Source organism: Porphyromonas levii, assembly GCF_018206105.1.
In the GTDB taxonomy this organism is placed as follows: Bacteria; Bacteroidota; Bacteroidia; order Bacteroidales; family Porphyromonadaceae; genus Porphyromonas_A; species Porphyromonas_A levii.
Genome location: NZ_JADRGN010000023.1, coordinates 12,198 through 35,882, shown reverse-complemented (window position 1 = coordinate 35,882; position 23,685 = coordinate 12,198). Strand labels below are relative to the sequence as shown.

Below are 23,685 nucleotides of genomic sequence, written 5' to 3'. Positions count from 1 at the left end.
GGCAAGTCGCTGCGGGCGCTCGCCTGATCGCAATTTGGGGCTATACGATTACATGGGGGTGTCACATGCCATACTCGGTGCAGAGGTGCTCCAGAGCCATACGCTCGCTTACCTATCTAATAACAACCACAGTGTAGAGAATGGGACTATTATTATATCCTCTATACGCCTATCTCACAAAATATGGTTAAGTTTGTGAAGTCTTTTTAGGAGTACACATTATATATATAGATATTTATGAAGAGTAAAGAGGAGATCAGAGAGCAGCTCACGGTCTACAATACCCGAACCCGTCGCACGGAGATACTACAGCCTAAGCAGTCACCCCATGTAGGTATGTATGTCTGTGGGCCTACAGTCTACAGCGATGCTCACTTGGGGCATGCTCGTCCTGCCATTACCTTCGACCTTCTTTTTCGTTACCTCACACACCTTGGGTACAAGGTTCGCTATGTCCGTAATATCACTGATGTTGGTCACTTAGAGCACGATGCCGATGAGGGGGAGGATAAGATTGCTAAGAAAGCGCGTTTGGAACAATTGGAGCCTATGGAAGTAGTCCAGCACTACCTCACACGCTATCATAAGGATATGGACGCACTCAACGTGCTTCCGCCATCTATAGAACCCATGGCAAGTGGGCATATCATAGAGCAGATATTGCTAGTACAGCAGATTCTGGACGCAGGGTATGCCTATGAGTCGGAAGGGTCAGTCTACTTCGATGTAGAGAAGTACAATAAAGATCATAAATACGGTGTTCTCTCAGGGCGCAACGTAGAGGATATGATTGCTAACACGCGCGAACTGGACGGTCAAGACGAGAAGAGGAACTCTGTGGACTTCGCTCTCTGGAAGAAAGCGAGCCCTGAGCACATTATGCGTTGGCCTTCACCATGGAGCGATGGATTCCCAGGTTGGCATGCCGAGTGTACTGCTATGGGGCGCAAGTATCTAGGTGATGGGTTCGATATTCATGGAGGTGGGATGGATCTCATCTTCCCTCACCACGAGTGCGAGATAGCTCAGGCTGTAGCAGCAGAGGGCAAAGAGATTGTCCCTATCTGGATGCACAATAATATGATTACCATCAAAGGGCAAAAGATGGGCAAGAGTCTGGGCAACTTCATTACCCTCGAACAATTCTTTTCTGGAGACCACCAGCTACTTGATCAGGCATATAGCCCTATGGTGATCCGCTTCTTCATACTTCAGGCACACTATAGGTCTACCGTAGACTTTAGCAATGAAGCGCTGCAAGCATCCAGCAAAGGAATGGAGCGTATGATGGATGCCTATGCTGCGCTTGGTAGCATTAAGACTATTGAGATAGAGACTGAAGCACTGCCCGACTATGCAGGCAATTGCTATGCAGCGCTCAATGACGACCTCAATAGCCCTAAGGTGATAGCCGAACTATTTGACGCAACTCGACGCATCAACCAAGCTAAGAACGGCGAGAATGGACTGACTGCCGAACAGGTATCTACACTTAAGGAGCTATTCAACACTTTCTTCTTCGACATCCTCGGCATGAAGCAGATGGGAGCGGGAGAGAGTTCGGCGCACCTAGAAGCCTTTGGCAAGGCAATGGACTTGCTACTCGAGATTAGGCAAGGGGCTAAAGCAGCAAAGGACTGGGCAACCTCCGACAAGATACGTGACGATCTGAAAAAGATAGGCTTCGAGATTATGGACGGCAAGGAAGGCAGTAGCTGGAAGCTCTGATGATAATACTGATTACTGGAGGAGCGCGCTCGGGCAAAAGCACAGAAGCTGAGCGAAGGGCACTAGCGCTCTCCGACCATCCTACCTACCTTGCCACGGCAGAGGCACGAGACGGAGAGATGAAAGATCGTATCCGCAGGCATCAGGAACGCAGAGGCAACAATTGGCGCACCATCGAGGAACCTATACATCTTGGACAGATAGACTGCACTGGAGAGGTGGTATTGCTAGACTGTCTCACGCTGTGGACGACCAACGTATTCTTTATGATGCGTGAAGATATAGACAAGGCTTTAGACTTCCTGAAAGAGGAGTTTGCCCGTCTTGTAAACCACCCTGCCACTTATATAGTGGTTACCAATGAAGTGGGTATGGGGGGCGTCTCGGACAATGCGATGATGCGAAAATATACCGACTTGCAAGGATGGGTCAATCAACATATTGCGCAACAAGCCGATGAAGTAATATTCATGGTAAGCGGCATACCACTTAAAGTAAAATAACCAATATACTATGCGTAAATTCAAGATTCAACCATTAGATCAGGAGCTGAGGGAGGAAGTACTACGTTACATTGACGATATCGCCAAACCCAAAGGGTCACTGGGAAGACTGGAGGAGATAGCGCTACAGGTAGCCCTGATACAAGGGAAGCTACACCCTACGCTACATAAGCCACACCATATATTATTCTCGGCAGACCATGGTATCGAGCGGGAGCATGTGAGCAAGTCGCCACGAGAAGTCACCTGGCAACAGACGCTCAATTTCAAGAGACGTGGTACCTCTATCGACTACCTCACTCGTCAGCACGATATAGAGCTGGTAATCGTAGACTCGGGCGTAGACTATGATATTCCAGCCGACTTAGGAATCGTAGATAGGAAGATAAGGAAGGGGACTTCCAACTTTCTCTACGAGGCAGCAATGACCGAGGCGGAGTGCCAGCTCTGTATAGAGCATGGGGCAAGACAAAGTGAGATTGCCAACAACAAGGGCTGTAATATCATCTCGTTTGGAGAGATGGGGATTGGGAATACAAGCCCTTCGGCAATATGGATGCACAAGATAACTAATATCCCACTTAGTGACTGTGTAGGAGCGGGAAGTGGACTCTATGGCACTGAGATGGAGCACAAGTACAATATACTGACCCAAGCGGTTGCCAATGCACCGAAGGAGATGAATGCCGAAGAGGTAATGCGCTACTTTGGGGGCTTTGAAATGGTAATGACGGTAGGTGCGATGCTCAGGGCAGCTGAACTACGCATGACGATTGTCGTGGATGGGTTTATCATGACCTCCTGCATGCTGATGGCTGCACAGCTTAATCCCACAGTACTAGAGTATGCTATCTTTGGTCATAAAGGAGATGAGAAAGGGCATGCCAAGCTACTTAACTACCTTGGAGTACGACCTCTACTAGACCTTGGCATGAAGCTCGGTGAGGGTACAGGTGCGGTTACCGCCTACCCTATCATCAAGTCGGCAGTACTGATGATGACCGAGATGTCGCTTTTTAGTGGGGAAAACTGTATCGAGAAGTACTTCTGATAGTAAGGATGAGTAGCGCTAAGAGATTCTATTACGACATCATTGCAACATTTACGGCACTTACTCGCCTGCCTATCTGGGAGGTGAAGCAAGTGCCCAAGGAGCATTACGAGAGAGTAGTCTACTACTGGCCTATTGTGGGCTGGCTTACTGGACCACTTACTGCGGGAGTGCTGTTAGGGATGGGACAATTCACCCCTGTCGTTATCGCAGTCGCTTTTGCCTTTGCTTTCCGTATCCTACTCACGGGTGGGATGCATGAGGATGGACTAATGGATCTCTTCGACGGTTTCGGTGGAGGTCACACCAAGGAGCGTACGCTCGAGATTATGAAGGATAGCCACACTGGGGCGTTTGCGGTGATTGGCTTCGTCTGCTATGCTATCCTATGGGTAGGCTTGCTGGGATATATGCCACTAAAAACAGCTGCCATGACGGTACTGATAGCCGACCCAGTGAGCAAGTTTGTGGGCTCTAACTTACCACGCTTGCTCACCTATGCCCGCACAGAAGCACAGGCCAAGATGGGTGTAGTCTATGAGCGCCACCCTCATATAGGTCTCTTCTTCATAGCCGCAATATTCGGTCTTCTCCCCATAGCTCTATGGCACCCCATGGGGTGGTGGGTGCTCCTCTTTTCGGCAGTGACTTTCTTTGTATTAGTATGGATGATAAAGCGGAAGATTGGTGGCTACACTGGCGACTGCTGTGGCGCTACCTTTCTCATCTGCGAAGTGATTAGTTTTTTAGCGATATGGGTAATGGCATGAAAGAGCTTTGGGTAGTCCGTCACACCGCTGTAGATGTCCCCGAGGGTGTCTGTTATGGCGGCACCGATGTAGGACTCAAGGAGAGTTTCCCCGAGGAGGCTGCTGTGGTAGCACAAAACCTAAAGGGATATATCCCCGATGTGATTCTTACGAGTCCCTTATCTAGGGCAATACGTCTAGCTAAGGCTGTAGGGTACGAAGGTGCGCCGATAGATGCGAGACTGAGAGAGCAGCACTTCGGAGACTGGGAGATGCAGAGATATGATGAGATTACCGACCCTCAGATGCAGCTTTGGTACGAGGACTATATCCACGTGGTACCAACTAATGGGGAGAGCTTTGCGCAACTGGTGGAGAGACTAGGAGGCTTCGTGGAGGAGCTGAGAAGCTCAGAGCATAAGCGGTTCCTTGCCTTTGCACACGGAGGAGTACAAATGGCTATCGGCGCCTACTTAGGGCTATATGAGATGATTGATGCACCCAAGTATATTCAGGGATACGGAAGTATCGTTAAGTACCAGCTGTAGAGAACTTAAAACCTCATAAAAGAGCAGATTGCACCTAGTAAAGGGCGGTATACTTCAGAAAAAAGAGTAACTTTGCGTGATTGTATAATGTAGTAGAAGGGGGTGTATATCCCTTTGGGCTAATGGATTTATATTGAGATATGAAGAGATATAGATGGATAATGGGCTGCGCGGTGCTTACGCTTCTGGTTCTTTCTGGTTGTAGGAAGCATACTGCACGCTATGAGCCGCCAGTAAATCCTAGTTTTACCTTTCCTGGTCACATCGCCGCTAGCTTCCCTAAGCCTAAGGAGGAGGGAGCGAAGGCTCTTCCGAATCTCGATTTCCATATTGATAATAGGGTGATGCGTATCTGGAACAAGGTGCCGCTTCCCTATCAAAGCCACTACGATTCACTTGATCTCGATATGAAGGTGACATCGGAAGCGGTGGTTAGGATATTGAACGAAGAGACCAAGAAGGTAGCTGTCTATAATCCTCGTAAGAAGCTCAATCGTATAGATGCCACAGGAGGTAAGTTCCGTATCTCTATCGAGATTAAGGGAAAACCTACCCTCACCTACAACATGAGGATTATGACCTATGGTTATAACCCAGATAAGTTTACTTGGGTCAAGGAGAGCACTCAGCTGCCTATTGCCGCCGAAGAAGCGAAGACATTTACTTTGGGAGACACCCAATATTGGCTCGCACGCACAAGCGATGGCGGGGGCAAGCTGTACAGCTATACTAATACGACCTTTACCGAGGTTGCAGATGAAGCTCTTCCCGTAATGCTTCTCCCGACAACGCTCATTGTAGACAGCAAGGGGCTGGTATGGGTACTCGACAAAGCGGGAGCGCTATACAAGAGTCGCGATCTAAAGAGTTGGACAAAGCACCCAGTAGGAAGTGTTGTCCTTACTCAATTGGTTGGCGAGACCAATAAGCTAGACAACCAGCTTGTATTTACGGCTATCGGTCGTGAGGCAGATACCTATGCTAGCTATGAGGTCACTGCAAGTGGCATAGAGAAGAAGGGCAATGTGCCAAGCGGATTCCCGGTAACTGAGGCATTCGTCTACACATACAACTATTCTGGGGCGACCTCTACGACGCTATTTGGTGGTAAGACCGCCAAGGGAGACGCTGCACCCAAGAGCTTCTTCTTATCGGGTAGCGACAAGTGGGGTGTGACACCTTACCAAACTGCCGACCAACCTCTGCCGATGAGTGGTGGTCTATACCTTAGGACGGGGAACGACTCTGAAATATTTGTGATCGGTGGTGCTTACCCTAAGACTGGGGACTCCAACTCAATCAAGAGGAGTGTAGACCGTGGCATCACATGGAATGCGCTACCAGAGCAAGAGCTTCCAAACGGAGCTTTCTTGGCTCGTCACCATGCATCGGGATATGCGACAGGAAGTGGTAATCAGCTACAAGTGTACATCTTTGGCGGTATTATCAATGGCAAACCTAGCCAAGAGATTTGGCACGGTCTACTCGATACAACTGGTGGTATTATCAATAATTGGGAGTAAACACGATGATAGACCAAAGCTACCAAGCGAAGATAGACCGCACAAGAATACCTGAGCACATTGCGATCATCATGGATGGCAATGGGCGTTGGGCTAAACAGGCTGGACATGAGCGCACTTACGGGCACAAACACGGTGTAGAATCCGTACGTACTGTACTAAAGGCTGCCAATAAGGTAGGGGTAAAAGTACTCACCTTGTATACCTTCTCCGAAGAGAATTGGAATAGACCTAAGGAAGAGGTAGAGGCTCTAATGGAACTCTTGGTAAGCGCTGTACACAACGAGCTAGATGAACTCAACGAGAACCGCGTACGCCTAGAGGTTCTCGGGAATATCGAGGATATCCCCGAGTCGCCTAGAGAGGCACTTTACAAGGCTATAGAAGAGACAAAGGACAATACCGGATGCCGTGTGGTGTTGGCTATAAACTACTCAGGGCGTTCTGAGATTGTAAGAGCAGCTCGTCGCCTAGCAGCAAAAGACACAAAGGAAATCACCGAGGAGGACTTCGTGAAGGAGCTTTACCTCCCAGAGCTACCAGACCCCGACCTACTGATTCGTACAGGTGGGGAATTTAGGGTTAGCAATTTCCTACTATGGCAATTGGCGTATACCGAATTGTACTTTACGCCAGTCTTTTGGCCGGAATTTAATGCAGAAGAGCTCTACGAGGCGATTGTGGACTACCAAGGGAGGGAAAGACGATTTGGCATGACCGGAGAACAGGTGAGCGAAGATAAATAAATTGAGATCTGATGATAATGGGCAATATAATGCAGAGACGTAAGATGGTGAAGCAAATATACCGACTGGCTATGGCACTCGTGATAGGTAGCTGTATGCTCCCTAGTCTTCATGCACAAGTAGACCAAACTCCTGTGGTCTCCTACTCTCGTCCTACAGAAAAGGTAATTGCGGGAATCGAACTCATAGGGAATAAGAGCTATGAAGAGCAGGTAGTAATCAATATCTCCGGTCTCAAGGTGGGACAAAGGATAACTATACCAGGGGAAGAGATTACTAGGGCGGTTAAGAACTACCTCAAGAATAGTCTATTCAGCGAGGTAGGTATCAATGCAACCAAGATAGAAGGAGACTCTGTGTGGCTTAGGATTAATATTGCTGAGCACCCTAGGCTCGCTACACTTAACCTATATGGTATCAAGAAGGGCGAAGTAGACGACCTGAAGAAAGGTAAGCTACTAGCACTTCAGCAAGGCACACAGGTTACGCCAAATATCATTGACCGCTCCAAGATAGAGATAAAGCGCTACTTCGACGAGAAGGGTTTCAGCGAAGCCTCTGTAGAGAGTACACTCACCCCCGACCCTAATAGAGAAGGGTATGTAGACCTTGCCTTCAACATCCAGAAGAATACCAAGACTCGTGTAGAGCAGATTAACTTCTACGGCAATGAGCAACTAACGGACAATCAACTCCGTAAGGCGATGAAGAAGACCAATGAGAAGTTTAGTCTATTAAAGCGCTTCATCCCAAGTATATTGGAGATCTTTAGTCAAAAGAAGTTCTTGGAGGCAGACTACAAAGCCGATCTAAAGAATATCATTGACCTTTACCATGAGTACGGCTATCGTGATGCAGAGATTCTGAAAGATACGATTTACCGATACAATGACAAAAGGATTGCTATCGACATCCATATCAACGAGGGACAAAAATACTACATCAAGGATATCAACTTCGTAGGTAATACGAAGTACTCTACGGCTGACCTAGAGCGCCTTCTCGCACTCAAGAAGGGAGATGTCTATGATCAGAAGAAGCTCAATGACCGTATGGTGAAGGACGAAGATGCTATTAGCAACATCTACTCCAATAATGGCTATCTCTTCATCAATATGATGCCAATCGAAACCGAGGTAAAGGGAGATTCAGTATCACTCGATATCCGCATCCACGAGGGTAAGCCTGCCACCATCAACAAAGTCGTAATCTCTGGTAATGAGCACGTATACGAAGAGGTCATTAGGCGCGAGATATATACTAAGCCAGGTATGCTCTTCAATCGCCAGTACATCATGCGTACGATGGAGCAGATCAATAACATGGGGCACTTCGATCAGGAGAAGATTGCACCTGAGATTATCCCTAACGAAGACAATGGTACTGTAGACATCGCTTGGAACCTTGTACCAAAGAGCAACGACCAAGTAGAACTATCTGTAGGTTGGAGCCAATCTGGTCTCATCCTAATGGCAGGATTGAAGTTCACCAACTTCTCTATGCGCAACCTCTTCAATCCATCTTCATACAAGGGATTCCTGCCACGAGGCGATGGACAAACCCTCTCACTTCGCGCTCAGACTAATGCCCGCTACTACCAGAGCTATAGTGTCCAGTTCATGGATCCTTGGTTTGGTCGTAAGCGTCCTAATATGCTGAATATCTCGGCATACTACAGTAGGCAGACCGATATCAATCGTCGCTACTTCAATAACCAAATGTCTACGCTCCAGACTATGAACCCATACGGTTATAGTCCCTATGGCTACAATCCATACGGAGGTTACGGCGGCTATGGTTATGGCTATAGCCCATACGGCGGCTATGGTGGATATGGCGGTTACGGTGGCTATGGTGGTTATGGCTATAACTATGGTATGATGCAGGAGCAGTACCAAGCACTCTACGAGAGTGCCTACGACCCCGATAAGACCTTGGATATGCTTGGTCTCAGCGTAGCGTATGGTAAGCGACTCACTTGGCCAGACGACCGTTTCCAATTCCAGGCAGCCATCAACTACACGATGTATAGGATGAAGAACTGGAGCTCCTACTACTACAACTTCGGCATGGAGAATGGTACCGCCAATGATATCAACCTCAGCCTCACCCTATCCAGAAGCTCTATCGATAATCCTATCTATACCCGTATGGGATCGGACTTCTCGCTGAGCCTAAGTTCTACTCTCCCCTATTCTCTATTTGATGGTATAGACTACTCTAACCCCAATATCAGTCAGGCCATCCGTAATAGGTTCATTGAGTACTACAAGATTAAGGGTAAGGGACAGATATTTATCCCGCTCCTCGACCCTACGACCAACAAGCGCACCCCTGTACTCATGTTTAGCGCAGAGAGTGGAGTGATTGGCAACTACAATCAGTTCAAGCGCTCCCCATTCGGCACTTATTATATGGGTGGTGACGGTATGAGCGGCTACTACGGCGGTTATCTCAACGAAATGGTAGGACTCCGCGGCTACAAGAATGGTAGTATCTCGGGTGCTAGTGGTCGTGGCGCTTACGCTTACAGCAAGTTCTTCATGGAGCTTCGCTACCCAGTGATTTCCGAGAATAGCACCATGATTTGGATCCACGCCTTTGCCGAAGCAGGAAATGCTTGGGAGCGTATCCAAGACATGAACCCCTTCCAGCTTAAACGCTCAGCCGGTCTAGGCGTCAGATTTATGCTACCGATGGTAGGACTTATGGGTATTGACTGGGGCTACGGTTTCGACATCCCAGATGGCAGCAACACACGTGGCGGCAGCAATATCCACTTTATCCTCGGTCAGCAGTTCTAATAACTAAAGAGAATAAGAATATGAAGAAGACAATCGCAAGACTATTTGCCACAGTCGCCCTTACGGTAGTGGCTTTTGTAGGAGTATCTGCACAGCAGCAGTCACAGTCTTCCTACGCACTTATCGATATGCAGTACCTCATGGAGAAGATACCGCAATACAAGTCGGCAACAGGCCAGATTCAGAAGGAGACTGAGAAGTGGACTAAAGAGATTACTCAGCTCAATGACAAAGCCAAGCAGCTCTACATCAAGTATCAGAAAGACATAGACAAGATGTCGGCAGACGAGCGCGTAAAACGGGAGAATGCCATAGTACAAGTTGAGGAACAGGCATCCAAGCTACAGCAGAAGTACTTCGGACGGACTGGTGAGGCAGCTAAGCTTCAGGAGAAGCTCATCAAGCCGATACAAGACACGATATACGAAGCCGTCAAGCTCATCAGCCAGCGTAGAGGCTACCTCATGGTCTTCGACCGTGCAAGCGCTGTTGGCACCATTATATATGCCGACCCAGCTGCCGACATTAGCAATGATGTGCTCATGGTACTAGGGGTCTCAGAATAAAAGAGTAGCTTTGTAACGTTTAGCAAGAATACATAACAACAAAATTGATAATAAGATTTAGATGAAGAAGATTTTACTTTCCCTCGTAGCCCTAATGGCTATGCCACTAATGAGTTTGGCTCAGGAGCAAAAGATTGCAGTCGTTGATGTCAATTCCATCATCATGCAGATGCCAGAGACTAAGGCAATGCAGACGACCCTCGACAACCTACTCAAGAAGTATGAGGATACACATGTAGCAATGCAGGAAGAGTTCCAGAAGAAGTACGAAGCATACGAAGCAGAGCGTGAAGGTCTACTTGAGACCATCCGCACCCGTCGTGAGCAAGAGCTTCAGGATCAGGCAAAGCGTATCCAAGATCTTCAGCAGGTAGCACAGCAAGACTACCAGAAGAAACAGGTAGAGCTCCTTACTCCTATCCAGAAGAAGATCCAAGATGCTATCGCAGCAGTAGGCAATGAGAACGGCTACACTTACATTGTAGATGCAGCTACAGTACTCTTTATGAACAACTCTACAGCTATCGATGCTACCACAAAGGTAAAAGCTAAGCTTGGTATGTAATATTTTACCATAAGGAGTAATAGAAACAAGTGCCGTTGGTTTTGTAATGCAAAGCCAACGGCACTTATTTCATACAAGGAAGACAAATATTAACCCGAAAAACTGTGCTAGTATCAGAAAAAATATGTAAGTTAGTGGCAGAATTCAAATAGACACGTAACCGAGAGTGAACAGACAAATATTTTCAACACCAATAAAACTGATATAATCATGACTAAGACAGTTACATTTAACAAGTTGAGAGCGTTTAAGAATAGCTTACCACACGGAGCTATTGCACAGATAGCTGATGAGCTGGGACTTAAGGAAGAGACCGTCCGCAATTACTTCGGTGGTAATAACTTCAAGGAAGGTGAGCCTACTGGTTCGCACCTCGAGCCTGGGCCAGAGGGTGGTATTGTCGTACTGGACGACGTTACCATTTGGGACAAGGCTCAGGAGATACTAGAACAGAGCAAGGCGTAACCCGTCTTTACCCAGAACCTAAATGCAAGAGTACCTACAGGGATTACTTCCCAGTGGGTGCTCTTTTTATTAATATCTCGTGGCACTCCAACCCCTATCCCCAGCATCCACCAGCCGTATGAGACTGTTGCACGGTGGCGAACTACTGCGTTACTTTCGACATTCGACTTCGGTCACGTACGTGAGTACGCTCCCGTCAGCCTCAGTCTCAGTGCCTTGTATTTCACCACCGTGCAACGTCTAAGCCGATTTGCTTGCAAATCGGCGAGAATGGCACTTCGTGCAACATTCTCCGTATGCGCCAATATGAAATCGCCACATTGGGGTTGCCACCAACTATTTTTGTACAACATTTCCAAGCGTGGAAAGATAGTTTTCCAACGTTGGAAAGATAAGTTTCCAGCCTTGGAACGATAGCTTTCCAAGCATGGAAAATATTTTGGAAAAGGGACGCACTCATATAATAGGTCGACACTACATAATAACGGAAGCGTCTGCGTTCCAAATACAGAGCGGCAGAAACGCTTTCTTGTGCAGTAGTCCCATTATTACTATCTTTGTATTCAGATGAAAAGGATACTCACATACCTCACTTTGGTCCTCCTCCTAGCTAGTTGCTCCGAGGTGCAGGAGACTAGTGCGCCTACCCTCACTGAGCTTCGCGAGGTAGGGAAGCTCGAACTCATAGAGTACCGCACCGAAGAGATATTCATTATCTCTCCAAAAGAGCAAAAGCTCAAGCTCATCATGACTCTAGACGAAGTGAGCAACTATCTTGATAACCTTCTCACTGTAGGAGATCGCATTGGCGTCTACTCTTTCGAGAACTTCAGCATCGCCTATATTGATCTCTCTCAGCTTCGGGATGAAGATATTCGCTATGACGCTTCCCGTCATGCCATTGTTCTTACCCTACCAGCAATTCAGATTGAGCCTATTGGGCGAAGTGGTGAGATCCGTAAGCTCCACGAGAGAGTCAGCGGACTACAATCCAATATCTCCAGCGAAGAGCGCCGACAAATGCAGAACCAAGCCTCAGCGCTAGCCATCAAAGCTCTTGCACCAGGCACACCCAAACATAAAGACTTAGTTCAGCAGGCAGAGCGAAAAGCACGTGCCTACTTCACAGGCATGCTTCACGCCCGAGGCTGTAAGGAAGTAACGATTACGTTTAGGTCATGAAGAAGCTCATTATCTATCTCATACTCGCAGCTGTGCTCGTCTTATCAGGTGCCTTACTCTACCGCTCGTGCACAGCAAAGCCAGCCGAAAATACCATCCTTTTGTCGGCATCCAACGATGCCAAAGAGATCGTACGCCTTACAGCTCTCGAAGGAGATCAGGTGGTTCCTGTCACTTTCCGAAAAGGAGGTATCGGGGCTTTCGGCATAGGCTATTACCGCACCCGTATCTACTTCGATGTAGAGCAAATGGCTCATGCCATCGTTGGCGATACCCTATATCTCCGTTTGCCCGAACCACAAGTACAGATACTCGAGGAACAACAACAGGGGTTCCGTGTGCTCGATGTGTGGGGTGAGAATATCCTTACCCGCCTCCAAGGGCCTCAGCTCTCAGTAGAAGACGAAAACCAGATGAAGGCAAAGGCGATAAAAACCCTTCGTGCTCAGCTCCTGCGAGATGGTTCTCTCGATAGAGCGAAGACGCAGGCCACTGAGATGATTCATAAGATGTTGAGCCTCATACCAGGCACCGTAATATTACTAGATTATACCGACCCTCTTCCCGAGGGCGATAGACCCATAGATTCATATAGACCATTAGACCAATAAAATGAGATATACTAGACGCCAGACTACCCCAGCTCGGGTTGGTCAGATAGAAATAGGAGGCGATGCCCCTATTGTCATCCAGTCGATGACCAATGTAGATACCAACGACATAGAGGCTTCCGTAGCACAGATACAACGACTTGATCAGGCAGGTGCCCAGTTGGTTCGCCTCACTGCCCAAGGTACCCGAGAGGCGAAAGCACTAGGAGAAACCCATAGGCGCATCCGAGAGGCTGGTTGCCAGCTTCCGCTATCGGCAGACATCCACTTCAATCCCAAAGCTGCTTACGAAGCCGCACTCCATGTGGAGAAAGTGAGAATCAATCCAGGCAACTTCTACGACCCAGCTCGCCGATTTAAGCAGATAGAGTATACCGATACAGAATACGCCGAAGAGGTGAAAGGGCTCCAAGAGAGTTTTGAAGACTTCCTTGAGCACTGCAAGCAGCACCATACCGCTATTCGCATAGGGGTCAATCACGGCTCCCTCTCCGATCGTATCATGAGTAGATACGGAGATACGCCCGAGGGGATGGTAGAGAGCTGTATGGAGTTCCTCGATGTATGCCATCGTACCCATTTCCATGATGTGGTTCTCTCTATCAAGAGCTCCAACCCTCTAGTCATGACCCACACCGTGCGACTACTGGCTGCGCGTATGGAGACTGAGGGCATGCACTACCCTCTGCACCTAGGGGTTACCGAAGCAGGTAATGGCGAGGATGGACGTATCAAGAGCGCTGTAGGGATTGGCACCCTTCTCTCCGAAGGCATAGGAGACACCATTAGGGTAAGCCTTTCGGAAGAGCCCGAAGCGGAAATACCTGTCGCCAAAGTATTGCTACAGGCGCTAGACGAACTAGCTCACTCTGAGCCACTAGACTTTGACACCCAAGGCACACCATTCCGAAGCGAGGAGCGACCACTTGTCCTTATGGATGCCGACGATGCTTTTGGTCGACTACTCCCCGATGACCGCCCCGATATTCAGGTCACAGACCAAACGAAGCTCCGTACCATTCTAGATACCGAAGCGCTCCTGCAGCCTAGACAGCAACTCGAAGAAGGGGAGCTTCTAGTAATACAGCTCTCCTACACTTATGCCCCTACCCTTATGCTTGCGGCACTAGATCAGGCAATGGAGCAGCCCTATATCCTACGCATTGATTGTGGCAAGCGCGCCCTTGAGGAGCTACCAACATGGTTGGGATTTCAGCTCGGAGGCGCCCTCATGCGTGGACAATTACAGGGGCTTTATCTCCGTAGCGACATCGATGCCCCTCTCACCATCAATAGCATTGCATTCGGACTACTACAAGCTACTCGTCGCCGTATCTCTCGCACCGATTACATCTCCTGCCCTAGCTGCGGGCGCACCTTATTCGACCTACAGAGCACAGTAGCACGGATTAAGGGAGCCACAAGCCACCTCCGAGGGCTCAAGATTGGGGTAATGGGTTGTATCGTGAATGGTCCTGGAGAGATGGCAGATGCCGACTATGGCTATGTGGGTAGTGCCCCGGGGAAGGTGGATCTCTATAAACAGAAGGAACGTCTTAAGCGCAATATTCCACAGGAAGAGGCGGTTACCGAACTGATTAACCTCATCAAAGAGCATGGTGACTGGAAGGAACCCGAAACACTCTGAACCATAGACATGAACATCACTGAGCTACCCCTTGAGGGACTACAATTGGTAAAGAGCCGACGTTTCGACGACTCCCGAGGCTACTTCATGGAAGTATTTAAGGAGGAGGAACTCCAACGTATCCTCACCGATCACCCACACTTTATACAAGACAACATGAGTTGTTCGCACCGAGGCGTATTCCGTGGGATGCACACGCAACAGGCACCAATGGCACAAGCCAAACTAGTGCGCTGTGTCTCGGGACGCATCATTGACTTTGCTATGGATATTGAGCCAACATCCCCCACCTTTGGACAGGTGGTGGGGGTTGAGCTCACGCCCGAGAGCGGGCAAGCCCTCTATATTCCCAACCGCTACGCACATGGTTTCCTAGCCCTCGAAGACAATACCAGAGTACTCTACAAAGTAGATGCACCCTATGCTCCCGAAAGCGAAAGAGCCTATAACTATCAGCACCCCGCCCTCCTCTCCGAGATAGAAAAATACCTACCCCTCAGCCAACTTATCGTTTCCGACAAAGACCAAGACGCACCACACCTACTATAAAAATGACGAAATAATGTTGGTAATGGTAGAGCCAGTTCGCTTGATTGAGGTTAAAACAACAGAATCAGAGTAAAAGACATTTCCTATACATAATCATTACAAACAATAGTCATATAAATATGATACCAAATTAAATGGAGAGGAGCTAGCTGATTATATGATAGACTATAATCTTGGTCGCACCACCCAACAGATCTATGAGGTGAAGAAAATTGATAACGATTACTTTGTTAACAATTAAGTTAGATTTCTTGTGCTTCTAATGTTAGCTAGGAAGTTATGGAAGAGGTCTTTTGGAAAGCTGGGGTAAAAAGGCTAAATTTGTGGGGTATAATATGGGGCGGGACCTATAATAATGGAAAAGAAGTGCATAATTAATAGTATTTTAGACACGGATCTATATAAGTTTAGCACCAGCTATGCGTATGCAAAGCTCTTCCCTAGAGCTCGAGGGCGGTTTGCCTTTGTGGATCGTGACAATACAATTTATCCCGAGGGTTTCGACACACTACTCCAAGAGGAGATAAACCTGATGACACAGCTCAAGCTCACAGATGAGGAAGCGGACTTCCTCGGTCGTGAGTGTCCCTACCTTCCTCCTTTCTATATCGACTATCTAAGAGGGTATCAATTTAACCCATCCGAAGTAAAGATTTCTCTTGACGAGGAGCGGCACCTACATATTAGTGCCGAGGGGCTACTCTATCGTGTTACATTGTGGGAGACACCAATATTGGCTATTGTTTCGGAGCTTTACTACAAAGTGATGAATGAGCAGCCAGATCTTGAGCATGTCCGTAAGGCGACTATTGAGAAGGCTCTTATGATGAAAGAGCATGGACTACAGGTCTCTATCTTCGGGATGAGACGGAGGTTTAGTTCGAAGGTGGAAGACTTGGTGACACAGTTGCTTAAGGAGTATGCCGGGAATAGTCTCTTCGGCACCAGCAATGTCTATTATGCTATGAAACATAACCTTAGAGTAAGTGGTACGCATCCTCATGAGTGGGTACAGTTCCACGCTGCTATATATGGCTACAAGATGGCGAACTACATGTCTATGGAAGACTGGATCAACGTTTACGACGGAGACCTCGGCACGGTGCTCACCGATACCTATACGACTGATGTATTTATGCAGAACTTCAGTAAGAAGCACGCCATGCTCTTCACCTCGATGCGCCATGATAGTGGCGACCCTTATGAGTTCGCAGAGAAAGCAATAAAAAGATACCAAGAGCTGAAGATCAATCCTATGCTCAAGTATATCGTATTCAGCGACAGCCTCAATATCCCTAAGGCAGTCCAGATAAAAGAGTACTGTGAGGGGCGAATCACTACGACGTTTGGGATTGGTACTAATCTAACCAATGACGTGGGGAATGAGACGGTACCACGCAATATCGTGATGAAACTCATCGGCTGTCAGATATCACCTCGGCAGAAGTGGCACCACTGTGTAAAGCTCTCCGATGTAGAGGGCAAGCATATAGGTGACCCCGATGAGATTGACTTGGCTCAGAGGACGCTTGGGATTAAGCAATGATCTAGATAAAACAATAAAGTATATAACATGGACACACAGAAGCAGACACGTAAGGGCGAACTTCCAGAGAACGCCTACCGCCCATTGAAAGCAGGCGAGAGCTATCGCCCCGTAGTAGGTCCAGAGGAACGACCTAAGCAAGCCACAGCCTATAGTGTGGGTTGGGGTATCATTATGGCGGTAATCTTTAGTGCCGCAACGGCTTATCTTGGGCTCAAGGTAGGGCAAGTATTTGAGGCCGCTATCCCTATTGCAATTATCGCAGCAGGGCTCACGACAGCGATGAGAAGGAGAGGTGCGCTACTCGAAAATGTGATGATACAGAGCATTGGTGCCTCGAGCGGTGTGGTGGTAGCAGGTGCTATCTTCACTATCCCCGCAATATTTATCCTGAAGGCTAAGTACCCCGAGATGACGGTCAATTTCCTCCAAATATTTATTAGCGCACTCTTGGGAGGCGTGTTGGGTATCCTTATGCTGATTCCATTCCGCAAGTACTTTGTCAAGGACATGCACGGAGAGTATCCGTTCCCAGAGGCTACAGCAACTACTCAAGTACTCCTGAGTAGCGAGAAGGGCGGTGCTCAAGCCAAGCCACTTCTCTTATCAGGACTGATTGGTGGTCTATACGATTTTATTGTATCTAGCTTCGGAGCTTGGCACGAGATCTTCTCGAGCAAGGTATTGCCTTGGGGGCAATCCATTGCCGACAAGGCGAAGTTGGAGTTCAACCTAAATACCGGAGCCGCAGTAATGGGGCTTGGTTATATCATCGGACTAAAGTATGCAGCTATTATCTGTGCGGGTTCGGCACTCGTATGGTGGGTAATTACCCCACTCATGAACCTCATCTGGGGTGGTGATATCATCGCTTTCGGAGACCCCAATATCACGCAGACGATTAGCGAAATGTCGGCAACAGAGATATTCTTCAACTACGGCAGGAATATCGGTATCGGTGGCATCGCTATGGCAGGTATGATTAGTATCTATAATAATAGGAGGATTATCTCGAGCGCAGTAGGTCTTGCCAAGCGAGAGCTGAAGCAAAAGGGCGGTGGAGAAGAGTCCAACTTACCACGGACAGACAAGGATATCAGTATGAAGATGGTGGTGTGGGGTATCCTACTAGCACTCGTCTGCATCTTCATCTTCTTCTACTTCGGAGTAGTACAGGGCAATCTACTATGGGCGGTTATCGGACTCATATTGGTAGCTGTTATCGCCTTCCTTTTCACCACGGTAGCAGCAAATGCAATTGCCATTGTCGGCTCCAACCCTGTGTCTGGTATGACACTCATGACACTCATTGTAGCAAGTGTGGTACTTGTGGCTGTAGGAATGGAGGGACCTAGTGGTATGGTTTCGGCGCTTGTCATTGGAGTGGTAGTATGTACTGCTCTATCTATGGCTGGTGGTTTTATCACCGACCTCAAGATAGGCTACTGGCTCGGTACAACCCCTAAGGTACAACAAAGCTGGAAATTTCTAGGCACCCTAGTATCTGCCGCTACAGTCTGCGGTGTGATTATACTACTAGACAAAGCTTACGGCTTTACTGGAGATAATGCGCTCCAAGCCCCTCAGGCCAATGCTATGGCGGCACTGATAGAGCCCCTAATGACTGGTTCAGGAGCTAAGTGGGCACTATACGGTATTGGGGCACTACTTGCCCTTGTGCTAACCCTTCTGAAGGTACCAGCGCTACCTTTTGCACTGGGTATGTTTATCCCACTCCACCTCAATCTACCCCTACTCTTTGGCGGCTTTATCAGCTGGTATGTAGGTAGCCGTAGTAAGGATGAGGCGCTCAATAAGGCGCGTGTAGACAAGGGGACTCTCCTTGCATCTGGATTTATCGCTGGTGGCGCACTGATGGGCGTCGTGAGTGCTATACTAAAGCTCGCTGGTACAGAGTTTACACTGACAACTTGGTTGGCAAATCCATGGAGCCATGTACTGACAGTGGTGATGTATTGCGCTATATTCCTATACCTTCTACGCTCTAGCAAGAATGCCAAAGTGGAGGCTTAACCAAATGAAGATGAACTTAAAAGATAAAATAGAGATAGTACAAAGTGAGATTGCGAAGCTGGGGCTCGAGGAGCGCCAGCCTCGCAATCTATACGAGCCAATGGATTACATCATGGCGCTTGGAGGTAAACGATTGAGACCTCTGATGCTCCTACTGGCTTACGAAGCATACAAACCCCAAGGAAATTGCTCTGAGATAGCTCCAGCAATGCGAGCTATAGAACTCTTTCATAACTTCTCGCTGCTCCACGATGATGTGATGGACGATGCCCCTATCCGCCGTGGCAAACCCACGGTATATAAGAAGTGGGGCGCCAATACCGCAATACTATCGGGGGATGGCATGCTGGTGGAAGCGTATAGGCACCTGGCACAGCTGGATGACCAGAAGATACCAACTGCACTACGACTCTTTAACGATATGGCAACGGCGGTATGTGAAGGGCAACAGTATGATATGGACTATGAACTTCGCGCACTTGACCAAATCACAATTCCCGAATACGTGGGTATGATTAGGCTCAAGACCTCTTTCCTTTTCTGTGGTGCAGTATCGCTGGGTGCTTATTTGGCAAATGCTCCAGAAATAGACCGTGAACGTCTATGGAAGGCAGTGGAGATTATGGGACTGGCTTTCCAAATCAAAGACGACTACCTCGACATCTATGGCAACCCAGGGTTTGGCAAACGCCAAGGCGGCGATATCCTAGAGGGCAAGCGCACTTGGCTATTGCTTACGGCTTATAACAAGGAGCCAATGGCTGTAAAGGAGGCGCTCTCTATTGCTGATGAGGATGAGAAGATAGCCACAATGACTGCCCTCTATACACGCCTCGGCATTGGAGAAGCAGCGTTGTCGGAAGTGCAACGACTTAGCGACGATGCTACGAGGGTGCTCAATGAGCTTTCGGTAGAAGCGGATGCTCTGAAGCAGCTATTTACTTCATTGGTAGCAAGGGAGGTATGATGCATCCATTGGTAGATACACATACCCACCTTTACTATGCCGATGAAGAGGAGCGACTAGATTTCTCTAGAGACATTGACCAGGTTATTACTCGGGCAATCGATGCGGAGGTGGGCTACTTCCTCCTTCCCAATATTGATAGGGCAAGCTATCCGAAGATGATGGCGCTCTGTAAGCGCTATCCTAAGCAATGCTACCCTATGATCGGCTTGCACCCAACAGATGTAGGCGAGGACTGGGAAGAGCAGCTAGCCTTTCTATATTCTGAGCTCCAAAGAGCACCCGAAAGATATGTCGCCGTGGGAGAAATCGGTCTTGATTATCACTGGGAGCTAGAGTACAAAGAGGAAATGATAGAGGCATTTCGACGCCAGTTAGACTGGGCGTTGGAATACAATCTACCTGTAAGTGTACACAGCCGCGATGCCGAGGAGGATACCATTGCAATACTCTCGGGATATGCTTCTAAAGGCTTGCGAGGCTCTCTGCACTCCTTTGGAGGCAACGAAGCGCAGCTACTCCTAGCGTTGACCGATTGCCCCAGTTTCATGATAGGTATCAATGGTGTCATTACCTTCAAGAATAACCCGAACGTAGTTATCTATAAAAATAACCTTCCTCTTGATCGAGTATTGATTGAGACAGATGCCCCATTCCTCAGCCCTGTACCCCACAGGGGGAAGAGAAACGAACCCTCCTACCTACACCATATCGTAGCCAAGCTCAGTGAAATGTATGGCATAAGTGTTCCGGAGGTACGACAGCAGCTCTTTGTCAATTCGATAAAAATGTTTAACTTGCACACTCAAACCATTGGATAACCACAAAAGGCTACATTGTTCGTTTATAAGCAGTTGAACCTACATAATAGAGGGCAAGCCCAAAAAAGTTGCTTCAAAAGTGGCTAGATACGAAGAAATGAATTAGATTTGTGGGGAAATTGGCTAGCGAAAGTGTTCGCAGTTGATCTTGGAGAGGTGCTCGAGTGGTTGAAGAGGCACGCCTGGAAAGCTTGTATACGCCTAAAGCGTATCGGGGGTTCGAATCCCCCTCTCTCCGCAATAATATAACTAGAAAGTATTTATCACTAATCTTTAATTAAAAGAGAACTTACAATGAAAAGAATTTTAGCAAGTATTGCTCTGGCAGGTTTGCTTACTCTTGGCGCTGCCAACGTAGCTTTTGCTCAAGATGCAACTACAGAACCTGCTGACAGCGCAGCTACTGCAGCTCCAGTTGAGGAGATGGCAGCACCAGTTGAGGAGGCAGCAGAAGAGATGGCACCAGTAGTAGAGGAGGGTGGTTTCCACCAAGCTCTTAAGACTAAGTTCATCGAGGGAGGTCCAGAGTTCATGGCAGCAGTTGCTATCGTGCTCATCCTTGGTCTCGCATTCTGTCTAGAGAGAATCATCTATCTAAATCTAGCAGATGTAAACAACGAGAAGTTCCTCGAGGAGATTGACCAGAAGCTTCAGGCTAACAAGGTAAACGAGGCTCTTGAGCTTGCTCGCGATACTCGTGGTCCAGTAGCATCTATTACTTACCAGGCTATCAGCCGTCTAGACCAAGGTCTTGAGGCAGTAGAGCGTTCTATCACTGCATACGGTGGTGTACAGGCAGGTCTTCTCGAGAAGAACATGTCATGGATTACGCTCTTTATCGCTACCGCACCTTCTCTAGGATTCTTGGGAACCGTAGTAGGTATGGTATTGGCATTCGATACTATCGAGCAGGTAGGTGACATCTCTCCTACAGTAGTAGCAGGAGGTATGAAGGTGGCTCTTATCACTACCATCTTCGGTCTTATCGTAGCTATGATCCTTCAGATTTTCTACAACTATATCCTTGCTAAGTTTGAGGGTATCATCAACAAGATGGAGGATAGCTCTATCACTCTCGTTGACTCAGTAGTAGCTCATCAGGAGAAGTACGGTAACAAGTAATTATTTGAATAGGAGAATAAGACTATGTCAGTAACTAAAATACGGAAGATTTCCAGTACAGCACTGCTAGTTCTCGCAATTCTCACAGTAATCGTAGTAGGGCTTTTCTTCTTTGGTGGGTATGTTGATTCAACTGCACCAAAACCAGAGCCTGTCTTTACAGATGTTCTGTTCTATCTAATGTATGTTGCGTTGGGAGTAACCCTTCTAACCATGCTATACTTTGGAGTAGTAGGAATTGCAGCGAGCTTAGCAGATCCTAAGAGGCGTAAAGGCGCACTTGGCGGACTACTATCGCTAGTGGCTATTGTAGCACTGCTTGTTATCACATACGCTATCGGTAGCACCGACAAGCTTGCACTCAGTGTAGATTTCCAAAAATATAACACAGAAGGATACCTCAAGTTTGCCGATATGTGGCTCTATAGCATCTATTTAGTGCTTGTGCTTAATATCATTGCACTTATTGGGTTTGCTATTAAGGGATCTCTCAAGAAGTAAGAAGTAACATTTTGAAAGAAAGGATTATTTATGGCACGTGGAAAGAAAAAGATTCCAAAGATTAACGGATCTTCGAGCGCCGATATCTCTTTTATCCTGCTACTCTTCTTCCTTCTGACTACATCTATGGGATCGGATAGTGGTCTAGCTCGTCAGCTACCACCAGCCGTACCACCAGACCAACAAGATGTCTCTATCGACATTAACCGTCGAAATATGCTACGCGTTAACGTGAATAACCGCGGTCAGATACTTGCCAATGGCGAGGTAGTTGATCTCAATGGTCTTCGCGAAAAGGTTGCAGAGTTCGTCCTCAATGAGAACGACAGATCTGATCTTGCTGAGCGTGTAGTAGAGTCATTCCCTCTTGTAGGGGCACAAAAGGTGACTAAGAATCACGTCATTTCGCTAACCAATACAGTAGATACGCGTTATAGCGACTACATCTTGGTACAGAATGAGCTAACTAAGGCTTATATGCAAATACGTGATCAGCAGTCTAGAAAGCTTTTTGGTCTCTCATTTAAAGATGCAAGTCTACAGCAGCAAGAGGTGTTGATTGATATGTATCCTCAGAAGATTTCTGAGGCAAACCCAAGAGAATTTGGTAGTAAGAAAAAGTAACGAGTACATTATGAGTAGATTTACGAAAGATGGAAGCCGTGAAGTACCGGAACTAAATACCATGTCATTGCCTGACTTGATTTTTGCGTTCCTATTCTTCATCATGATGGTGACCTCTATCCGTGAAGTAACTATGATGGTACAAATTGCACTCCCTCAAGCTACAGAGCTTACAAAGATGGAGAAGAAGTCGCTTGCTACTTATATTTATATGGGTGAGCCACTCAAGCAATACCAAGAGAAGTACGGATCGGAAGCTGCAATCCAGCTCAATGACCAGTTTGCAAGCACTGCAGATATCTTTGACTATATCGCTCAGGAGAAAGCAGCAATGTCTGAGGCTGATGCCCCATACATGACTACTATCCTAAAGATTGACAAGGATACTAAGATGGGTCTTGTAACTGAAGTTAAGCAGAAGCTAAGAGAAGCAGATGCGCTTAAGATTTTCTATAGCGCACTTAAGGGCAAAGAGCTATAACAAGCTCTTTCATAAAGAAAGTAGAGTCGCATCTTCACACTTGTGAGATGCGACTCTTTATTTGTACCATACTAATGAGCATCAGTACTGAAAGCTAAGTACAATCACCTAAAATGAGAATGTTGCACGAAGTGCCATTCTCGCCGATTTGCTTGCAAATCGGCTGAGACGTTGCACGGTGGTGAAATACAAGGCACTGAGACTGAGGCTGACGGGAGCGTACTCACGTACGTGACCGAAGCCGAATGTCGAAAGTAACGCAGTAGTTCGTCACCGTGCAACAGTCTCAAAATGAGAATATTGTGGGAACCAAGACGGTCTCAGGGGAGCACCCATTATTACAAGCGCAAG

24 protein-coding genes and 1 tRNA gene are annotated in these 23,685 nt (G+C 47.6%); all 25 read left to right on the top strand.

All coding sequences use genetic code 11. The annotated features are described in order from the left end of the window. Nucleotides 1-199 (top strand): hypothetical protein (locus IX315_RS06210; RefSeq protein ID WP_211837273.1); only part of this gene is annotated, 199 nt, incomplete at its 5' end. 38 nt (nucleotides 200-237) lie between these two features. After that, the gene (gene cysS, locus IX315_RS06205; RefSeq protein WP_244973111.1) at nucleotides 238-1,728 is read left to right on the top strand and encodes a cysteine--tRNA ligase; all 1,491 of its coding nucleotides are present in this window, start codon (nucleotides 238-240) and stop codon (nucleotides 1,726-1,728) included. Next, nucleotides 1,728-2,231: a bifunctional adenosylcobinamide kinase/adenosylcobinamide-phosphate guanylyltransferase gene (gene cobU, locus IX315_RS06200; RefSeq protein WP_211635292.1), complete on the top strand. Its 504-nt coding sequence runs from the start codon at nucleotides 1,728-1,730 to the stop codon at nucleotides 2,229-2,231. The genes cysS and cobU overlap by 1 nt, the downstream gene beginning before the upstream one ends. A gap of 10 nt (nucleotides 2,232-2,241) precedes the next feature. Further along, nucleotides 2,242-3,282: a nicotinate-nucleotide--dimethylbenzimidazole phosphoribosyltransferase gene (cobT, locus tag IX315_RS06195; protein ID WP_018358580.1), complete on the top strand. Its 1,041-nt coding sequence runs from the start codon at nucleotides 2,242-2,244 to the stop codon at nucleotides 3,280-3,282. Nucleotides 3,283-3,290: 8 nt separating this feature from the next. Next, nucleotides 3,291-4,052 (top strand): adenosylcobinamide-GDP ribazoletransferase, encoded by a 762-nt coding sequence (locus tag IX315_RS06190; RefSeq protein WP_211635294.1) that lies wholly within the window; start codon nucleotides 3,291-3,293, stop codon nucleotides 4,050-4,052. After that, complete coding sequence (cobC, locus tag IX315_RS06185) at nucleotides 4,037-4,579, top strand: alpha-ribazole phosphatase family protein (protein WP_240704003.1); 543 nt, start codon at nucleotides 4,037-4,039, stop codon at nucleotides 4,577-4,579. Before IX315_RS06190 ends, cobC begins: the two co-directional genes overlap by 16 nt. Nucleotides 4,580-4,719: 140 nt before the next feature. Further along, a complete protein-coding gene (locus IX315_RS06180; RefSeq protein WP_211837272.1) occupies nucleotides 4,720-6,102 on the top strand; it encodes a DUF6242 domain-containing protein in 1,383 nt (460 codons plus the stop codon). A gap of 5 nt (nucleotides 6,103-6,107) precedes the next feature. Next, complete coding sequence (locus tag IX315_RS06175; protein ID WP_211837271.1) at nucleotides 6,108-6,848, top strand: undecaprenyl pyrophosphate synthase; 741 nt, start codon at nucleotides 6,108-6,110, stop codon at nucleotides 6,846-6,848. 17 nt (nucleotides 6,849-6,865) lie between these two features. Next, the gene (gene bamA, locus IX315_RS06170; protein ID WP_211835653.1) at nucleotides 6,866-9,652 is read left to right on the top strand and encodes an outer membrane protein assembly factor BamA; all 2,787 of its coding nucleotides are present in this window, start codon (nucleotides 6,866-6,868) and stop codon (nucleotides 9,650-9,652) included. A 20-nt stretch (nucleotides 9,653-9,672) separates the two neighbouring features. Beyond that, nucleotides 9,673-10,218: an OmpH/Skp family outer membrane protein gene (locus IX315_RS06165; RefSeq protein WP_211635302.1), complete on the top strand. Its 546-nt coding sequence runs from the start codon at nucleotides 9,673-9,675 to the stop codon at nucleotides 10,216-10,218. Nucleotides 10,219-10,279: 61 nt separating this feature from the next. Beyond that, entirely contained in the window at nucleotides 10,280-10,783 is a 504-nt protein-coding gene (locus IX315_RS06160; protein ID WP_134849419.1) for an OmpH/Skp family outer membrane protein, read from the top strand. 210 nt (nucleotides 10,784-10,993) lie between these two features. After that, the gene (locus tag IX315_RS06155; protein ID WP_018358588.1) at nucleotides 10,994-11,248 is read left to right on the top strand and encodes a hypothetical protein; all 255 of its coding nucleotides are present in this window, start codon (nucleotides 10,994-10,996) and stop codon (nucleotides 11,246-11,248) included. Between the two features lie 567 nt (nucleotides 11,249-11,815). Beyond that, nucleotides 11,816-12,430, top strand: coding sequence for a DUF4230 domain-containing protein (locus IX315_RS06150; RefSeq protein ID WP_211635304.1), 615 nt, complete (start codon nucleotides 11,816-11,818; stop codon nucleotides 12,428-12,430). Next, nucleotides 12,427-13,041, top strand: coding sequence for a DUF4230 domain-containing protein (locus IX315_RS06145; RefSeq protein ID WP_134849421.1), 615 nt, complete (start codon nucleotides 12,427-12,429; stop codon nucleotides 13,039-13,041). The genes IX315_RS06150 and IX315_RS06145 overlap by 4 nt, the downstream gene beginning before the upstream one ends. Nucleotide 13,042: 1 nt before the next feature. Further along, nucleotides 13,043-14,689, top strand: a complete 1,647-nt coding sequence (gene ispG / locus IX315_RS06140; protein WP_134849422.1) for a (E)-4-hydroxy-3-methylbut-2-enyl-diphosphate synthase — start codon at nucleotides 13,043-13,045, stop codon at nucleotides 14,687-14,689. Nucleotides 14,690-14,698: 9 nt separating this feature from the next. Further along, nucleotides 14,699-15,238 carry a dTDP-4-dehydrorhamnose 3,5-epimerase gene (gene rfbC, locus IX315_RS06135; protein ID WP_018358593.1) on the top strand — a complete coding sequence of 180 codons (540 nt, stop codon included), beginning with the start codon at nucleotides 14,699-14,701 and terminating at the stop codon, nucleotides 15,236-15,238. 355 nt (nucleotides 15,239-15,593) lie between these two features. Then, the gene (pncB, locus tag IX315_RS06130; protein ID WP_018358594.1) at nucleotides 15,594-16,784 is read left to right on the top strand and encodes a nicotinate phosphoribosyltransferase; all 1,191 of its coding nucleotides are present in this window, start codon (nucleotides 15,594-15,596) and stop codon (nucleotides 16,782-16,784) included. Between the two features lie 27 nt (nucleotides 16,785-16,811). After that, nucleotides 16,812-18,818, top strand: a complete 2,007-nt coding sequence (locus tag IX315_RS06125) for an OPT family oligopeptide transporter (protein ID WP_018358595.1) — start codon at nucleotides 16,812-16,814, stop codon at nucleotides 18,816-18,818. A 10-nt stretch (nucleotides 18,819-18,828) separates the two neighbouring features. Further along, nucleotides 18,829-19,785 carry a polyprenyl synthetase family protein gene (locus IX315_RS06120; protein WP_244973110.1) on the top strand — a complete coding sequence of 319 codons (957 nt, stop codon included), beginning with the start codon at nucleotides 18,829-18,831 and terminating at the stop codon, nucleotides 19,783-19,785. Further along, complete coding sequence (locus tag IX315_RS06115) at nucleotides 19,782-20,606, top strand: TatD family hydrolase (protein ID WP_244973109.1); 825 nt, start codon at nucleotides 19,782-19,784, stop codon at nucleotides 20,604-20,606. The genes IX315_RS06120 and IX315_RS06115 overlap by 4 nt, the downstream gene beginning before the upstream one ends. Nucleotides 20,607-20,756: 150 nt before the next feature. Beyond that, a tRNA-Ser gene (locus IX315_RS06110) sits at nucleotides 20,757-20,844 on the top strand. A 56-nt stretch (nucleotides 20,845-20,900) separates the two neighbouring features. After that, nucleotides 20,901-21,728, top strand: coding sequence for a MotA/TolQ/ExbB proton channel family protein (locus IX315_RS06105; protein ID WP_211635307.1), 828 nt, complete (start codon nucleotides 20,901-20,903; stop codon nucleotides 21,726-21,728). A 24-nt stretch (nucleotides 21,729-21,752) separates the two neighbouring features. After that, the gene (locus tag IX315_RS06100; RefSeq protein ID WP_211837270.1) at nucleotides 21,753-22,229 is read left to right on the top strand and encodes a hypothetical protein; all 477 of its coding nucleotides are present in this window, start codon (nucleotides 21,753-21,755) and stop codon (nucleotides 22,227-22,229) included. Nucleotides 22,230-22,259: 30 nt separating this feature from the next. Further along, entirely contained in the window at nucleotides 22,260-22,853 is a 594-nt protein-coding gene (locus tag IX315_RS06095; protein WP_018357497.1) for a biopolymer transporter ExbD, read from the top strand. A 10-nt stretch (nucleotides 22,854-22,863) separates the two neighbouring features. Further along, nucleotides 22,864-23,334 carry an ExbD/TolR family protein gene (locus IX315_RS06090; RefSeq protein WP_018357498.1) on the top strand — a complete coding sequence of 157 codons (471 nt, stop codon included), beginning with the start codon at nucleotides 22,864-22,866 and terminating at the stop codon, nucleotides 23,332-23,334. Nucleotides 23,335-23,685 lie beyond the last annotated feature (351 nt).

What these genes read in the sequence shown, in the direction of transcription:
- cysS (WP_244973111.1), top strand. Translation starts at nt 238, where the DNA reads ATGAAGAGTAAAGAGGAGATCAGAGAGCAGCTCACGGTCTACAATACC.
- cobU (WP_211635292.1), top strand. Translation starts at nt 1,728, where the DNA reads ATGATAATACTGATTACTGGAGGAGCGCGCTCGGGCAAAAGCACAGAA.
- cobT (WP_018358580.1), top strand. Translation starts at nt 2,242, where the DNA reads ATGCGTAAATTCAAGATTCAACCATTAGATCAGGAGCTGAGGGAGGAA.
- IX315_RS06190 (WP_211635294.1), top strand. Translation starts at nt 3,291, where the DNA reads ATGAGTAGCGCTAAGAGATTCTATTACGACATCATTGCAACATTTACG.
- cobC (WP_240704003.1), top strand. Translation starts at nt 4,037, where the DNA reads ATGGGTAATGGCATGAAAGAGCTTTGGGTAGTCCGTCACACCGCTGTA.
- IX315_RS06180 (WP_211837272.1), top strand. Translation starts at nt 4,720, where the DNA reads ATGAAGAGATATAGATGGATAATGGGCTGCGCGGTGCTTACGCTTCTG.
- IX315_RS06175 (WP_211837271.1), top strand. Translation starts at nt 6,108, where the DNA reads ATGATAGACCAAAGCTACCAAGCGAAGATAGACCGCACAAGAATACCT.
- bamA (WP_211835653.1), top strand. Translation starts at nt 6,866, where the DNA reads ATGGGCAATATAATGCAGAGACGTAAGATGGTGAAGCAAATATACCGA.
- IX315_RS06165 (WP_211635302.1), top strand. Translation starts at nt 9,673, where the DNA reads ATGAAGAAGACAATCGCAAGACTATTTGCCACAGTCGCCCTTACGGTA.
- IX315_RS06160 (WP_134849419.1), top strand. Translation starts at nt 10,280, where the DNA reads ATGAAGAAGATTTTACTTTCCCTCGTAGCCCTAATGGCTATGCCACTA.
- IX315_RS06155 (WP_018358588.1), top strand. Translation starts at nt 10,994, where the DNA reads ATGACTAAGACAGTTACATTTAACAAGTTGAGAGCGTTTAAGAATAGC.
- IX315_RS06150 (WP_211635304.1), top strand. Translation starts at nt 11,816, where the DNA reads ATGAAAAGGATACTCACATACCTCACTTTGGTCCTCCTCCTAGCTAGT.
- IX315_RS06145 (WP_134849421.1), top strand. Translation starts at nt 12,427, where the DNA reads ATGAAGAAGCTCATTATCTATCTCATACTCGCAGCTGTGCTCGTCTTA.
- ispG (WP_134849422.1), top strand. Translation starts at nt 13,043, where the DNA reads ATGAGATATACTAGACGCCAGACTACCCCAGCTCGGGTTGGTCAGATA.
- rfbC (WP_018358593.1), top strand. Translation starts at nt 14,699, where the DNA reads ATGAACATCACTGAGCTACCCCTTGAGGGACTACAATTGGTAAAGAGC.
- pncB (WP_018358594.1), top strand. Translation starts at nt 15,594, where the DNA reads ATGGAAAAGAAGTGCATAATTAATAGTATTTTAGACACGGATCTATAT.
- IX315_RS06125 (WP_018358595.1), top strand. Translation starts at nt 16,812, where the DNA reads ATGGACACACAGAAGCAGACACGTAAGGGCGAACTTCCAGAGAACGCC.
- IX315_RS06120 (WP_244973110.1), top strand. Translation starts at nt 18,829, where the DNA reads ATGAACTTAAAAGATAAAATAGAGATAGTACAAAGTGAGATTGCGAAG.
- IX315_RS06115 (WP_244973109.1), top strand. Translation starts at nt 19,782, where the DNA reads ATGATGCATCCATTGGTAGATACACATACCCACCTTTACTATGCCGAT.
- IX315_RS06105 (WP_211635307.1), top strand. Translation starts at nt 20,901, where the DNA reads ATGAAAAGAATTTTAGCAAGTATTGCTCTGGCAGGTTTGCTTACTCTT.
- IX315_RS06100 (WP_211837270.1), top strand. Translation starts at nt 21,753, where the DNA reads ATGTCAGTAACTAAAATACGGAAGATTTCCAGTACAGCACTGCTAGTT.
- IX315_RS06095 (WP_018357497.1), top strand. Translation starts at nt 22,260, where the DNA reads ATGGCACGTGGAAAGAAAAAGATTCCAAAGATTAACGGATCTTCGAGC.
- IX315_RS06090 (WP_018357498.1), top strand. Translation starts at nt 22,864, where the DNA reads ATGAGTAGATTTACGAAAGATGGAAGCCGTGAAGTACCGGAACTAAAT.